This window comes from Arthrobacter sp. CC3, from assembly GCF_039907775.1.
Taxonomy (GTDB): domain Bacteria; phylum Actinomycetota; class Actinomycetes; order Actinomycetales; family Micrococcaceae; genus Arthrobacter.
The window spans coordinates 36,985-50,545 of record NZ_JARCCY010000008.1 but is presented as its reverse complement, the minus strand read 5'-3'; the positions used below and the strand labels follow the sequence as shown (position 1 = coordinate 50,545).

At 67.3% G+C, this 13,561-nt stretch carries 12 protein-coding genes; 7 read left to right on the top strand and 5 right to left on the bottom strand.

Going from position 1 to position 13,561, the window contains the following annotated elements; genetic code table 11:
- The first annotated feature begins 28 nt into the window (after positions 1-28).
- From PV761_RS06590 to PV761_RS06580, 3 genes are all read left to right on the top strand, one after another.
- Positions 29-1,504 (top strand): RNB domain-containing ribonuclease, encoded by a 1,476-nt coding sequence (locus PV761_RS06590; RefSeq protein ID WP_347895335.1) that lies wholly within the window; start codon positions 29-31, stop codon positions 1,502-1,504.
- 299 nt (positions 1,505-1,803) lie between these two features.
- Positions 1,804-3,531, top strand: a complete 1,728-nt coding sequence (locus PV761_RS06585) for a DEAD/DEAH box helicase (RefSeq protein ID WP_347895333.1) — start codon at positions 1,804-1,806, stop codon at positions 3,529-3,531.
- 8 nt (positions 3,532-3,539) lie between these two features.
- A complete protein-coding gene (locus PV761_RS06580) occupies positions 3,540-4,412 on the top strand; it encodes a site-specific DNA-methyltransferase (protein ID WP_028269419.1) in 873 nt (290 codons plus the stop codon).
- A 71-nt stretch (positions 4,413-4,483) separates the two neighbouring features.
- Here PV761_RS06580 and PV761_RS06575 read toward each other — a convergent pair whose 3' ends face one another.
- Positions 4,484-5,332 carry a PHP domain-containing protein gene (locus tag PV761_RS06575; protein ID WP_347895330.1) on the bottom strand — a complete coding sequence of 283 codons (849 nt, stop codon included), beginning with the start codon at positions 5,330-5,332 and terminating at the stop codon, positions 4,484-4,486.
- Between the two features lie 129 nt (positions 5,333-5,461).
- Between PV761_RS06575 and PV761_RS06570 the strand changes: the two genes are divergently transcribed.
- On the top strand, positions 5,462-7,048 hold the full coding sequence (locus PV761_RS06570) for an aminopeptidase P family protein (protein ID WP_347895328.1): 1,587 nt from the start codon (positions 5,462-5,464) through the stop codon (positions 7,046-7,048).
- 76 nt (positions 7,049-7,124) lie between these two features.
- On the opposite strand, the gene PV761_RS06565 is transcribed toward PV761_RS06570, so the two are convergent.
- Complete coding sequence (locus tag PV761_RS06565; RefSeq protein ID WP_347895326.1) at positions 7,125-8,006, bottom strand: general stress protein; 882 nt, start codon at positions 8,004-8,006, stop codon at positions 7,125-7,127.
- A gap of 76 nt (positions 8,007-8,082) precedes the next feature.
- On the opposite strand from PV761_RS06565, the gene PV761_RS06560 reads away from it, so the two are divergent.
- Genes PV761_RS06560 through PV761_RS06550 form a run of 3 tightly spaced genes read left to right on the top strand, consistent with a single transcriptional unit; the run spans position 8,083 to position 11,202 of the window.
- Positions 8,083-9,366 (top strand): CBS domain-containing protein, encoded by a 1,284-nt coding sequence (locus PV761_RS06560; RefSeq protein WP_028269423.1) that lies wholly within the window; start codon positions 8,083-8,085, stop codon positions 9,364-9,366.
- Entirely contained in the window at positions 9,347-10,063 is a 717-nt protein-coding gene (locus tag PV761_RS06555; RefSeq protein ID WP_028269424.1) for a DUF1003 domain-containing protein, read from the top strand. The genes PV761_RS06560 and PV761_RS06555 overlap by 20 nt, the downstream gene beginning before the upstream one ends.
- A gap of 11 nt (positions 10,064-10,074) precedes the next feature.
- Positions 10,075-11,202 (top strand): P-loop NTPase, encoded by a 1,128-nt coding sequence (locus PV761_RS06550; RefSeq protein ID WP_028269425.1) that lies wholly within the window; start codon positions 10,075-10,077, stop codon positions 11,200-11,202.
- Between the two features lie 76 nt (positions 11,203-11,278).
- Here the strand turns inward: PV761_RS06550 and PV761_RS06545 are convergent, their stop codons facing one another.
- The 3 genes from PV761_RS06545 to sigE all read right to left on the bottom strand — a co-directional run bounded on the left by PV761_RS06545 (position 11,279) and on the right by sigE (position 13,476).
- Positions 11,279-11,680: a protein translocase TatA gene (locus PV761_RS06545; RefSeq protein ID WP_028269426.1), complete on the bottom strand. Its 402-nt coding sequence runs from the start codon at positions 11,678-11,680 to the stop codon at positions 11,279-11,281.
- Between the two features lie 81 nt (positions 11,681-11,761).
- Complete coding sequence (locus PV761_RS06540) at positions 11,762-12,838, bottom strand: anti-sigma factor (RefSeq protein ID WP_347895322.1); 1,077 nt, start codon at positions 12,836-12,838, stop codon at positions 11,762-11,764.
- 8 nt (positions 12,839-12,846) lie between these two features.
- Positions 12,847-13,476, bottom strand: coding sequence for an RNA polymerase sigma factor SigE (gene sigE, locus PV761_RS06535; RefSeq protein ID WP_028269428.1), 630 nt, complete (start codon positions 13,474-13,476; stop codon positions 12,847-12,849).
- Between the last annotated feature and the right edge of the window lie 85 nt (positions 13,477-13,561).

The following is a 13,561-nucleotide window of genomic DNA, read 5'->3' as shown; positions in this document are numbered from 1 at the left end:
TGGCGGAAATGGAGCTAACCTGACTTTCGTGTCCCATCATCGCCTGACTCCAAGTGTCCACGAACAGACCAACCGGCTGGCCGACGCGCTGAACGCGCTCCGCACGGAGTTGGAACTGCCGGGGCCTTTCCCTGACGATGTCCTGCAGGATGCGCTGGCGGCCATTGCGGAACACAAAATGCCGGACCTGGACCTTACGGATGTGGGCTTTGTGACCATAGATCCGGCGTCGTCCACGGACCTGGACCAGGCCCTGTTCATCGAGCGGTCCGGCGACGGATACAAGGTGTTCTACGCCATCGCCGATGTGCCGTCCTTTGTGGCACCGGGCGGGGCGCTGGATGCCGAAACCCGCCGCCGGGGGCAGACGTTCTACGCCCCGGACGGGCGGATTCCGCTGCACCCGGAAGTCATCAGCGAAGAGGCAGGCAGCCTGCTGGCCGGCCAGTTGTGCTCCGCTTTCGTCTGGGAGTTCGACCTGGACGAAGCAGCCCGCGTGCAGTCGGTGCTGGTGCGCCGCGCCAAAATCCGGAGCCGTGCCAAGCTCAGCTACAAGGGCGTCCAGGCCGAACTCGACGCCGGCACTGCCGCCCCCGTCCTGCAACTGCTCAAGGAAGTAGGGCTCAAGCGGGTGGAACTGGAGAGGCTGCGCGGCGGAGCCAGCCTGAACATGCCGGAACAGGACATCGAACAGCTGCCCGACGGCGGCTACCGCATTGTGGCTGCCCCGTCCCTTCCGGTGGAGGACTGGAACGCCCAGATCTCCCTCATGACCGGCATGGCCGCGGCGGACCTCATGCTCGAAGGCAAAGTGGGCATCCTGCGGACCATGCCGTCCCCCGATGAACGCTCGCTCCTGCACTTCAAGCGGCAGACCAACGCGCTCGGAAAGCCCTGGGACGGCCGGGCCAGCTACGGGGAATACCTGCGCTCCCTTGATCCCACCGACCCCCGGCAGCTGGCCATCCTGCACTCCGCCGGCATGTTGTTCCGGGGCGCCGGCTATACGCCCTTCGACGGCACCGTGCCGAAGGACGCCATCCAGTCCGCAATCGGAGCTGCCTACGCGCACACCACGGCCCCGCTGCGGCGCCTGATTGACCGTTTTGTCCTCGTGATCTGTGAGGCCCTGAGCAACCGGACCGCTGTTCCCGGCTGGGCCCGTGACGCCCTGCCGTCCCTGCCGGAGATCATGGCGGCCTCGGACCAGCTGGCAGCAAGGATGGAGCGGCTGGCCCTGGATACGGTGGAGGCCGCCCTCCTCGTCAACCACATCGGGCAGGAGTTCGACGCCGTGGTCATCTCCGGGTCCAAACCGGGCAAGACGAACGGAAACGGCGGCGGCAACGGCAACGGCAACGGACCGTCCGGCATCATCCAGATCGCGGACCCCGCGGTGACGGCCAGGTGCCCCGGCGAACTCGAATCCGGCACCACTGTCCGGGTCAGGCTGATCTCCTCGGACATCGACACACGCGAGATCCGGCTGGAGCTGGTGGAGTGATTGAGGATTGACTATGGGCCGTGCCCGGGGCGTCAGTCGGTGATGGTTGCGGTCAACAGCTAGACTGAAGGGGTAGTAATGGATGCCCGGTCGTTGATTTCCATGATTTTTGAATTCAACAAGCCCGCCCCTACGCGATCTTGAGATACACCCGTTGGTCCCCAGTGCCAGCATTTAGATAGCCCGCGATCGGCTTCCACTGGATTTGCTTGCGCGCCTGAGCGTGCTCCGGAACGGCCTTGCGGCCGGCCCCGTTGAGCAAGCAGCGCCAATGCCCAAATGAATAAGGAAACTCCCCTGTGAGTGAATTGCACACGCACCAACTTCTGACCGACGACACCGGCACCGAATCGATCGAGCCGGAAGAGACCATCATCTCGGACGAAAAACCGCACGAGATCGAGGAAAAAACCTTCGCCGACTACAACGTCCGCGCCGACATCGTCGAGTCCTTGGCCGACGCCGGAATCACCCACCCCTTCCCCATCCAGGCGATGACCCTGCCCGTGGCCCTCGCCGGCCACGACATCATCGGCCAGGCGAAGACCGGTACCGGCAAGACCCTGGGCTTCGGCATCCCCGCGCTGCAGCGCGTGGTGGGGCGCGACGACCCCGGATTCGACAAGCTGGCCGTCCCGGGCGCCCCGCAGGCCCTGGTGATCGTTCCGACCCGCGAACTCGCCGTCCAGGTGGCCAAGGACCTGGAAAATGCCGCGAAAAAGCGCAATGCCCGCATTGCCACCATCTACGGCGGCCGCGCCTATGAGCCGCAGGTGGAAGCCCTGCAAAAGGGCGTCGAAGTTGTTGTCGGTACCCCCGGCCGCCTGATCGACCTGTACAAGCAGAAGCACCTGAGCCTGAAGAACGTCAAGATCGTCATCCTCGATGAGGCCGACGAAATGCTGGACCTCGGCTTCCTGCCGGACGTCGAGACGCTGATCGCCGGAACCCCGGCCGTCCGCCAGACCCTGCTGTTCTCGGCCACCATGCCCGGCCCGGTCATCGCCATGGCCCGCCGCTACATGACCCAGCCCACCCACATCCGTGCTGCTGACCCGGACGACGAGGGCCTCACCAAGCGCGACATCCGCCAGCTGATCTACCGCGCCCACAGCATGGACAAAGTCGAGGTCGTCGCCCGCATCCTGCAGGCCCGCGGACGCGGCCGCACCATCATCTTCACCAAGACCAAGCGCACCGCCGCCAAGGTGGCCGAGGAACTGGTGGACCGCGGCTTCGCCGCCGCCGCCATCCACGGCGATCTCGGCCAGGGCGCCCGCGAACAGGCACTGCGTGCCTTCCGCAACAACAAGGTTGACGTCCTGGTGGCCACCGACGTCGCCGCCCGCGGCATCGACGTCGACGACGTCACGCACGTGATCAACTACCAGTGCGTGGAGGACGAAAAGATCTACCTGCACCGCGTGGGCCGCACCGGCCGCGCCGGCAACAAGGGCACTGCTGTGACCTTCGTTGACTGGGACGACATGCCCCGCTGGGGCCTGATCAACAAGGCGCTGGGCCTGAGCTACCCGGAGCCGGTGGAAACCTACTCCTCCTCGCCGCACCTCTACGAAGAGCTGGACATCCCCGAAGGCACCAAGGGCCGCCTGCCCCGCGACAAGCGCGTCCTTGCCGGCGTCGACGCCGAAGTCCTGGAGGACCTGGGAGAGACCGGCAAGAAGCCGGGGCGCAGCAGCTCCAGGGACAGCGGCCGGGACACCGCCCGTGGCGGAAACACCGGAGGCGGGCGCGACAGCGGCCGCACCGGCAGCAGGACCCCGCGCCGCAGTGGCGCCGAAGCCGGCGGACGCTCGGGTGAGCGCCGCCGTCGTCCCGCCGAAACGGACGCCGCCGCCCCGGCCGAGGCTCCGGCCCAGGCCCCCGTCTCGGCACGGGCAGCTTCAGCCAGCGCCCCGGCCGAGGTGGACCGGGCAACCCGGGCCCGGCGCCGGACCCGCACCCGCCGCCGCAACGGCGAGGTGGTTGCCGGCGGCGACTCGCAACCAAGCGGCGCCGAGGCCTAACCCCCTCAATGACTGACACCGTCTGGGCGCCGGACGGCAGCAACCTGGTGGTACACGCGGACAACGCCGAGTACCTCCCCACGCTGCCGGACGGCGCCTTCACACTCATCTACGTCGACCCGCCGTTCAACACCGGCCGCGCCCAGAGCCGGCAGCAGACCACCATGGTGCGGAACGCGGACGGCGGCGGCGACCGCGTGGGTTTCAAGGGCCGCTCCTATGACACGATCAAAGGCGCCCTGCACAAATACGACGACGCCTTCAGCGACTACTGGTCGTTCCTGGAACCCAGGCTCGTGGAAGCGTGGCGGCTGCTGGCCGACGACGGCACCCTCTACCTCCACCTGGACTACCGGGAAGTGCACTACGCCAAGGTGATGCTGGACGCCATCTTCGGCCGCGAATGCTTCCTGAACGAAATTATCTGGGCCTACGACTACGGCGCCCGTGCCAAGTTCCGCTGGCCCACCAAGCACGACAACATTCTGGTGTACGTCAAAAACCCGTCCAAGTACCACTTCGACAGCGCTGAAGTGGACCGCGAACCCTACATGGCGCCCGGGCTGGTGACTCCGGAAAAGCGGGAGCTCGGCAAGCTGCCCACGGACGTCTGGTGGCACACCATCGTCTCCCCCACCGGCAAGGAAAAGACCGGCTACCCGACGCAGAAGCCCGAGGGCCTGATCCGTCGCGTCGTGGCTGCTTCAAGCCGGCCGGGCGACTGGTGCCTGGACTTCTTCGCGGGCTCCGGCACCCTGGGCGCGGTGGCCGCCAAGCTCGGCCGGAAATTCGTCTGCGTGGACCAGAACCAGCCCGCCATCGACGTCATGACCAAGCGCCTCAGCGCCCAGGCCACGTTCACGTCCTTCCCGCCCAACTAGGTCGCAGCAGGTGTCGTTTTGAGCCTCCAAAACGACACCTGCTGCTACCTACTTGGGATTCTCGGGTCACATCACGGACGCACGACGGCGGTTCCGGTCGCCTGCTCTTCGATCCTCGCCAGGACCTCGGGCGAGGTCAGGTTCTCGCCCAGCACGTTGGGCTTGCCGGTGCCGTGGTAGTCGGAGGAGCCCGTGATCAGCAGGCCATGTTCCTCGGCAAGCGTCCGGAGGTAGGCCCGGCCGTCTTCCGGGTTGTCGCGGTGCTCGATCTCCAGTCCGGCCAGTCCGGCGTCGATCATTTCCAGGTACGTGCTCCTGCCCACCACACGGCCGCGTGCGGACGCCACCGGGTGGGCAAACACCGGCACGCCGCCCGCCGCCCGGACCAGGGCCACGGCGACGGCCGGATGCGGGGCGTAGTGCTGGACGTAGTACCGGGAATGGGAGGTCAGGATCGAGGCGAAGGCTTCGGTCCGGTCTGCGACCACTCCGGCGGCCACCAGGGCGTCGGCAATGTGCGGCCGGCCGAGCGTAGCGCCGGGTGCTACGTGGTGGATGACGTCGTCCCAGGTCAGCGGGTAGTCCTCGGCCAGGAGGGTAACCATGCGTTCGGCCCGGGTGAGGCGCGCGTCCTTGGCCTTGGTGATTTCCTCCAGCAGGCCCGGGTGCGACGGATCATGGAGATAACTGAGGAGATGGACGCTGATCCCTTCGTCGGTCCGGCAGGAGACTTCCATGCCCGGCACGAGCGCAATCCCTTCGGCCCGGGCCGCGAGCGAGGCCTCGGCCCAGCCGTCGGTGGAATCGTGGTCGGTCAGGGCCACCACGTCCAGGCCCGCCGCTGCGGCGGACGCCATCACCGTTGCAGGCGGCTCCGTGCCGTCGGAAACGTTCGAGTGCGCATGCAGATCAATCCTCACTTGCCCAGCCTAGTAGATGCCCGCCGCGGGTGGCCGGTGCAGTACCGGCCGGTTGCCGGTGCGGTACCGGCCGGTGGCGGGCGCAGTGCTCGGTGGCCCCGGCCACGCCGCTGGTGAGACGATGGGACGGTGAACGATGCAGACAACACCTACAACGGTGAAACGACAGCTACCCAGCCCCTCGAAGAGCGCGTCAACAACCGCTCGCAGCGGCCCAGTTCCGACGCCTTCAAGGCCTTTATGGCCAGCAACTGGGCGCCCTCGGCACAAGAGCTCCCCGATCGGGATGCCGTGGCCGACCACGCCGCCGCCCGGCGTCGCGCCATTTCGGGCCTGTTCAAAGGCGAACGCCTGGTGGTCCCCGCCGGGCCGCTGAAGGTCCGCTCCAATGACTGCGACTACCGCTTCCGGCCGCACTCCGGCTTCGCGCACCTGACCGGCCTGGGCCTGGACCATGAGCCCGATGCCGTGCTGATCCTGGAACCTGTTGAAGAAGGAAAGGGCGACGACGGCGGGAACCACCGCGCCACGCTGTACTTCCGGCCCCTGGCCGGCCGGGACACCGAACAGTTCTATGCAGACTCCCGCTCCGGCGAATTCTGGATCGGCGCCCGCCCCACGCTCGCTGAGTTCGAGCGGAGGCTGGGCCTCGCCACGGCCCACATCGACCAGCTCGAACTCGCCATCACCAAGAACGTGGGCGCCCCCGAAATCGGCGGCATTTCCATCCGCCTGGTGCGCAAGGTGGACGAGAACATCGACGCCCTCGTGGACACGGCCCGCTACAACACGGCCAAGGACCCGGACAACCTGGACCTGGGCGTGCTGGATGCCCTCGATGAGAAGCTCACGGAAGCCCTCTCCGAGCTCCGGCTGCTCAAGGACTCCTGGGAAATCGAGCAGATGAAGATTGCGGTGGCGGCCACGGTGGAAGGGTTTGCCGAGGTGGTCAAGGCGCTGCCCCGCGCGCTGACGCACCAGCGCGGCGAACGGGTCGTCGAAGGCGCTTTCTTCGCCCGTGCCCGGGAAGAGGGCAACGAGCTCGGCTATGACACCATCGCCGCTTCGGGCAACAACGCCACCGTCCTGCACTGGACGCGGAACACGGGCAAAGTCAACGCCGGCGAACTGCTGCTGCTGGATGCAGGCGTTGAGGCTGATTCCCTCTACACCGCCGACGTCACCCGCACCCTGCCCGCCAACGGCACGTTCAGCGACATCCAGCGGAAGGTCTACGAAGCCGTCCTGGACGCAGCGGAGGCCGGCTTCGCCGCAGCCCGGCCCGGGACCAAGTTCCGCGACATCCACACGGCCGCCACCACCGTACTGGCCGAACGGCTTGCCGAATGGGGCCTGCTGCCCGTGTCCGTCGAGGAGGCCATCAGCCCCGAGGGCCAGCAGCACCGCCGCTGGATGCCGCACGGCACCAGCCACCACCTGGGCCTCGACGTGCATGACTGCGCCCAGGCCAAGCGGGAGCTCTACCTGGACGGCGTCCTCACGCCGGGAATGGTGTTCACCATCGAACCCGGCCTGTACTTCAAGAACGAGGATCTCGCGATTCCCGCGGAGTACCGCGGCATCGGCGTCCGGATCGAGGACGACATCCTGATGACGGCAGACGGACCGGTCAACCTCAGCGCGGCGCTCCCCCGCAAGGCCGACGACGTCGAGTCCTGGATGGCGGGCATCTACCAGGAAGCCGACCACGCGTAGCCCCATGAAGCCGTAAGCCGGATACACAGAGGCCTCCGTCCGGATCGTCCGGACGGAGGCCTTTGGCTTTTCCGCGCTAGTGCTGAGTGTCGCCCTCAGCAGGCTCGTGCTTGGCGCCGCCCTCACGCTGGGGCGCGTCGGTCACGCGCACCCCGTACTGCGGCCGGCCGTCAGGGAGGTCCGGGTAGCGCACCGCGCCTGTCGGCGCTGCCCGGTGCTGGGGGTGTTCCTCGGAAGGGGCCTGCGGCCCCTGGGTTGCCGCTCCGGACGCCGCATGCGCGCCCGCTGCCGGCTGGTTCCCAGCCTCCGGGGTCCTCTGGCCGTAGGGGTCGTTCCAGCCTGCGGGCCGCTGCGGCCCCTGCTGCGGGCCGTGCTGGTGCCCGGGCTGCTGGAACGGCTGGTTCTGATAGCCCCCCTGGCCGTACGAACCGGACCCGGCGGATGCGTCCGAGGTGGTCATGGGCAGCTGCTGCAGCATGCGCCGGGCCTCGTGGGAAGCCTCGAAGGCCACCACGACGTCGTAGTTGGTGGCCACCACCTGGCTCGTGGACGTGAAGTCACGCTTCCCGCGCTGCGTCGCGTACGTAACAATGCCGAAGAGCATAAAGAACGCCGCGCCCATGAGCACCGAGGTCACAATCGAGAAATAGCCGCCGGTCGGCGAGAAGAAGGACAGCATGACGCCGACGAACAAGCCGAACCACATGCCGCTCAGCGCGCCCGACAACGCGACCCGGGGGTAGCTGAGCCGCCCGGTAACGCGCTCCACCATTTTCAGGTCGTTGCCCACGATGGACACCAGCTGGACGGGGAACTGCTGGTCCGCGAGGTAGTCCACCGCCTTCTGGGCGTCCAAGTAGGAGGTGTACGAACCGACGGTGTCCCCGGCCGGAACCGTGCGGAATTCATCCGGCCCGTTCGGGACACCGGCCTTGGGAGCACCAAAAATGTTTGACATACCTCCATTCTTGCCCATCCGGCTGTGTGCAAGCTGAAATTCAGCTAAAAGAGAGCAGACTCGGTAGCCTGTACAAGTGAGCACAAATCTTTCGCGGGTGTTTGTTGCGCGCCTTCTCGGACTGGATGTCTTCGACCCCCTGGGCGACCGGCTGGGCAGGCTGCGCGATGTCGTTGTGCTCTCCCGCGGCACCAGGGGGGCTCCCCACGTGGTGGGCATCGTGGTGGAAGTACCCGGCAAGAAGCGGGTGTTCGTCCCGATGACCAGGATTACCTCAATCGACCAGACCCAGGTCATCTGCACCGGCCTGGTGAACCTGCGGCGCTTCGAACAGCGCGGGGCCGAAACGCTGGTGGTGGCCGAAATGTTCGACCGGCGCGTCACCCTGGCGGACGGCAGCGGCGACGCCACCATCGAGGACATCGCCATGGACCGGCACCGTTCCGGCGACTGGTTCGTCAGCAAGCTGTTCGTGCGCCGCGGACACTCCCTCTCGCCGCTGAGCCGGCTCCGCCGCAACGAGACCATGATCATCGACTGGGCGGATGCCCTGCAGGGCGCCAGGACGGAGCCCCAGGCCGCCACGCAGTTCGTGGCCACGCATGAGGACCTGAAACCGGCCGACTTCGCCGAAGCGCTGCAGGAAATGAGCGACAAGCGCCGCTTCGAAGTGGCCAGCGAACTGCAGGATGAACGGCTCGCCGACGTCCTGCAGGAGATGCCCGAAGGCGACCAGGTGGAAATCCTGTCCGCCCTCGACGTCAACCGCGCCGCCGACGTCCTCGAAGAGATGGACCCGGACGACGCCGCCGACCTCCTCGCCGAACTCCCGTCGGCCCAGGCCGAGGAACTGCTCCAGCTCATGGAACCCGAAGGGGCCGAGGACGTCCGGCGGCTCCTGGAATACGACGAGGACACCGCCGGCGGACTCATGACGCCTGTCCCGGTGATCCTTCCTCCCGAAGCCACGGTGGCCGAAGCCCTCGCCCACGTCCGGCGGGAGGAGCTCTCACCTGCCCTCGCGTCGTCGATCTTCATTGCCCGTCCGCCGCTGGAAACGCCCACGGGTCGGTTCCTCGGTGTGGTCCACATCCAGCAGCTCCTTCGCTACCCGCCGCCCGAGCCGCTCGGAAACCTGGTGGACAAGAACCTGGAGCCTGTCTCGGACCAGGCGCACATCAGCGAGGTGGCCCGCACCCTGGCCACCTACAACCTGAACTCACTCCCCGTCGTCAACAGCGACGGCCGGCTTGTCGGGGCGGTGACTGTTGACGATGTGCTGGATCATCTGCTCCCGGATGACTGGCGGGCCCACGATGATGACGCCCCGATAAGGAAACTTGGAGGCCGCATTGGCTGATCTCAGCTCACCGAGGAACCCCGGACACCGTCCCGGAGCCAAGATCACCGCCGGCCTGGACACGCCGCTGAGCGGACGCCAGCGGATCCTGCCCAAGTTCTCTCCCAATCCGGACGCCTTCGGCCACGCCACGGAAGGCTTCGCCCGCTTTATGGGCACGCCGCAGTTCCTCGTCTACATGACCATTTTCGTCGTGGTGTGGCTGGCCTGGAACACCTGGGCGCCCCTGACGTGGCAGTTCGACTCCCGGGAGCTCGGCTTCACCCTGCTGACCCTGATGCTGTCGCTCCAGGCCTCCTACGCGGCTCCGCTGCTGCTGCTGGCCCAGAACCGGCAGGATGACCGCGACCGCGTGTCGCTGCAACAGGACCGCCAGCGCGCGGAACGCAACCTGTCCGACACCGAGTACCTCACCAGGGAACTGGCCTCGCTGCGCATCGCACTGCGCGAAGTTGCGACCCGCGACTACGTCCGCGCCGAACTTCGCAGCCTCCTGGAGGACATGCTGGAGGCACAGGAGGAACTCCGCACGCACGATCCCTCCGGGGCGGGCAGCCACGAATCCCCCAAGGACAAAGTCAAGGAGAAACTGAAGGAGCGGCGCGACAAGCAGCGCAACCCCCGCACCCAGCAGATCCCCCGGGTCAAGCCGGACAAGCCCGGCAACCCTGCGCACCTCAACACCCCCGAAAGCTGAGCACTGACCGCATGAGCACCCCCCTGGCCCAGGCAGTGGACGCTGCACTGGCCACAGTCATCGACCCCGAACTGCGCCGCCCCATCACCGAACTTGGCATGGTGGACTCGGTGGAGATCGACGACGACGGCCGGGTCCGGCTCGTCGTGCTGCTCACCATTTCCGGGTGTCCGCTGCGCGGCACCATCACCGCGGACTCCGAGGCCGCGCTGTCTGCGGTCCCCGGCGTGAGGGCGGTCGACGTCGAGCTCAAAGTCATGACGCAGGAACAGCGGGACGCGCTCAAGGAAAAGCTCCGCGGACCGGGCGGCCAGCGCGGCATCCCGTTCAACCAGCCCGGGTCCCTCACGAAGGTGTTTGCAGTGGCCAGCGGCAAGGGCGGAGTGGGCAAGTCCTCCGTCACGGTGAATCTCGCCTGCGCCATGGCTGCCCAGGGGCTGCGCGTCGGCATCATCGACGCCGACGTGTACGGGTTCTCGGTACCTGCCCTGATGGGAATCGACCAGGCCCCCACCCGCGTGGACGACATGATCCTGCCGCCGGTCGCGTACGGGGTGAAGGTCATTTCCATCGGCATGTTCGTCAAGGGCAACCAGCCGGTGGCCTGGCGCGGGCCGATGCTTCACCGCGCCCTTGAACAGTTCCTCACCGACGTCTACTTCGGCGACCTGGACGCGCTGTTCCTCGACCTGCCTCCGGGCACCGGGGACATCGCCATCTCCGTGGCGCAGCTGCTTCCCAAGGCCCAGATCCTGGTGGTGACCACGCCGCAGGCCGCAGCCGCCGACGTCGCCGAACGGGCGGGTGCCATAGCCACACAGACGGGCCAGTCCGTGGCCGGGATTGTGGAGAACATGTCCTACCTGGAAATGCCCGACGGCGGCAGGATGGAACTGTTTGGCAGCGGCGGCGGCGCTGTCCTCGCCGAGCGCCTGAGCGCGACTGTCGGCACTGATGTGCCGCTGTTGGGCCAGATTCCGCTGGACATCCTGTTGCGCGAAGGTGGCGACGCCGGCGAACCGATCGTGCTGGGACGGCCCGAGACCCCGGCGGCCAGGGCGCTGACGGGAATCGCGGACAAGCTGGCGGCAAAGCCGCGGGGCCTGACGGGGATGAAGCTGGGCCTCCAGCCCAGGTGATGGAGCCTGTGCCCCGTGATTAGACGTGTCTAACCCGGTGATGGAGCCCGCTGATTGAGCCTGTCGAAATCCCGGCTCAGGTAGCCTCGGAGTCGAACGGGGCAGGCTCACCCTCGGGCAGCCGTTCGATGACGCGCGCCGGCCGCTCTTCCGCATAGGATGCCGCGGAGGCGGAGGCAACTGCCGCGACCGCAGCCGGCGCCCCGGCGCTGACAGGCTTGGTGTCGTCGTCGAGCAGGGCTTCCTTGATGATCCGGCGGGGATCGTACTGGCGGGGGTCGTATTTCTTCCAGTCGACCTCGTCGATGTCGATGCCGACTTCGTCCTTGATCTGCTCCCGGGCGCCGGACGCCATCCGGCGGACTTCCTTGACCAGGTTCGCCAGTTTCTGGGTGTATTCGGGCAGCCGGCTGGGGCCGATCACCAGGACCCCGATGATCAGCAGAAGAAGAAACTCCGGACCGTTGATTCCAAACACCTTAGGAAGATTACCCTCTCCGGCACAGTGGTGACGATTCTGACGCGGACCGCACAGCGAAGGCCGCTCCGGGCGGACGGCTCATGGGGTAAAAAGCTCCACGATGCGCCCGAGACCGCGCTGCAGCCTGGCGGGCAGGCCTTCCGCGGCGGGCACGCTTTCCGTGCCGGGCACGGCGCTGCCGGCCGTTCCGGACGCGGGGACCCCGGGGCTGCGCACTGGGGTGGTGGAACCCGAGCGAACCAGTTCTGCCACGCCGTCATCGGCGGAGTCAGCAGGAAGATCCGAGATGTAGGTGAAGGTCACGCCCGGAGCCTGGTAAATGGCCCGCCACGGGGCAGAAGCATTGATCCACACCGCTCCGCCTGCGGCATTGCCGGCAGCAGCGCCCCCAGGCGCACGCACGAACCCGTCGGCCTCGGCAGTACGGCCTGTCAGGATGTTCGTGGGTGATGACAGCGGCACGGCGGGTTGTGCGCCGTCAGCGGGCACGGGCTGCGAGTGCTGTTCGAGGACGGTGGCAAAGTGCGTGCCGTCAGTGAGCCGCAATTCCAGGACTGCCTGTCCCGCGACGGTTTCGTGCCGCGCCCAGAGCACGTGGAACCCCATGTCGCGAAGCTCCGGGCACGACCACCCCTGCGTGCGGAGTCCCTCAAGGTCTGTGGACGTCAGCATGCCGTCGGACCCGGGGGACGCGCTGCCGGCCGGCGGTTGAAGTCCGAAAGCTGCCTCGTGCTGCTGGGACCACGTGGCAGGGGTGCCGTCGGCGACGGGGCGGGGGTCACCGGCCAGGAAGTAGGCAGCGCCGGTGACCACCCCGGCCGCAGCCAGGGCCCCGCCCGCTGCGATGCCCAGCGCGCGGAGCGCCGGGAACCCCGCGGGCGAACGTCGGTGCCCGGCATGGCCGGCGGCTGAACCGGCCGGCACGGACGCAAGCTGCTGCGTCCTGGCCAACAGCCTGGCTGTGAAGTCCTCGCTCGCGGCCGGGATGGACGCGCTGCGCAGGCGCTCAAGATACTGGCGCTCACGCCACTGGAGCGACGTGCATTCCGGGCAGGATTCTATGTGCTTTGAGCTGCGGCCGCGCTTACCGCGCGGCAGGAGTCCGCGCGTACAGTTGCCTCCAAGGCCACGCAGCAGTTTTCTCAGCTGACCCATGGAGCCGATCAGAGGATGCCGGCGATGCGCGGCAGCTTTAGCCGCGGCTTGAGGGACTGGCGGGAGCGGGGATCACGGTGGGCCAGCTTTTCGCGGAGCATGGTCCGGCCGCGGTGGATACGGGACCGCACGGTTCCGAGCTTGACTCCCAGCGCCTCGGCCACCTCGTCGTAGGACAGGCCCTCAAGGTCACAAAGCACGACGGCGGCCCGGAAGTCCGGCGGCAGTTCTTCAAGGGCGGCCTGCACGTCGAGGTCCAGGTTGTTGAATTCAAAGCTCTGTTCCGGGCCGGGCTCGCGGCCTGGCAGCCGCGATTCGGCGTCATCAGCGAGGGCGTCGAAGCGGATGCGGCTCTTGCGCCGCGCCTGGTCAAGGAAGAGGTTCGTGGTGATGCGGTGCAGCCAGCCGTCGAGCGTGCCGGGCTTGAAGTTCTCCAGCGACCGGAACACCCGGACGAACACCTCCTGGGTGAGGTCCTCGGCGTCGTACTTATTGCCGGTCAAACGGTAGGCAAGGCGGTAGACCTTGGCGGAGTGGTTCGTGACCACTTCCTCCCAGGTTGGCCTGACCCACTCGGCGTCCGGCCGGGCCACTGAATCTTCAATTGCCGGGACAGGTGCCACAACTGATGCTGACATCGTCCACTCCCCTCGTGGATGGAACTAACGCCTGGATGGTGCTGACACCAGTGCTTCGGCGCCGATCACCTCCTGGATGAGCGGA

What these genes read in the sequence shown, in the direction of transcription:
- PV761_RS06550 (WP_028269425.1), top strand. Translation starts at nt 10,075, where the DNA reads ATGAGCACCCCCCTGGCCCAGGCAGTGGACGCTGCACTGGCCACAGTC.
- PV761_RS06540 (WP_347895322.1), bottom strand. Translation starts at nt 12,838, where the DNA reads ATGGGTCAGCTGAGAAAACTGCTGCGTGGCCTTGGAGGCAACTGTACG.
- sigE (WP_028269428.1), bottom strand. Translation starts at nt 13,476, where the DNA reads ATGTCAGCATCAGTTGTGGCACCTGTCCCGGCAATTGAAGATTCAGTG.
- PV761_RS06565 (WP_347895326.1), bottom strand. Translation starts at nt 8,006, where the DNA reads ATGTCAAACATTTTTGGTGCTCCCAAGGCCGGTGTCCCGAACGGGCCG.
- PV761_RS06580 (WP_028269419.1), top strand. Translation starts at nt 3,540, where the DNA reads ATGACTGACACCGTCTGGGCGCCGGACGGCAGCAACCTGGTGGTACAC.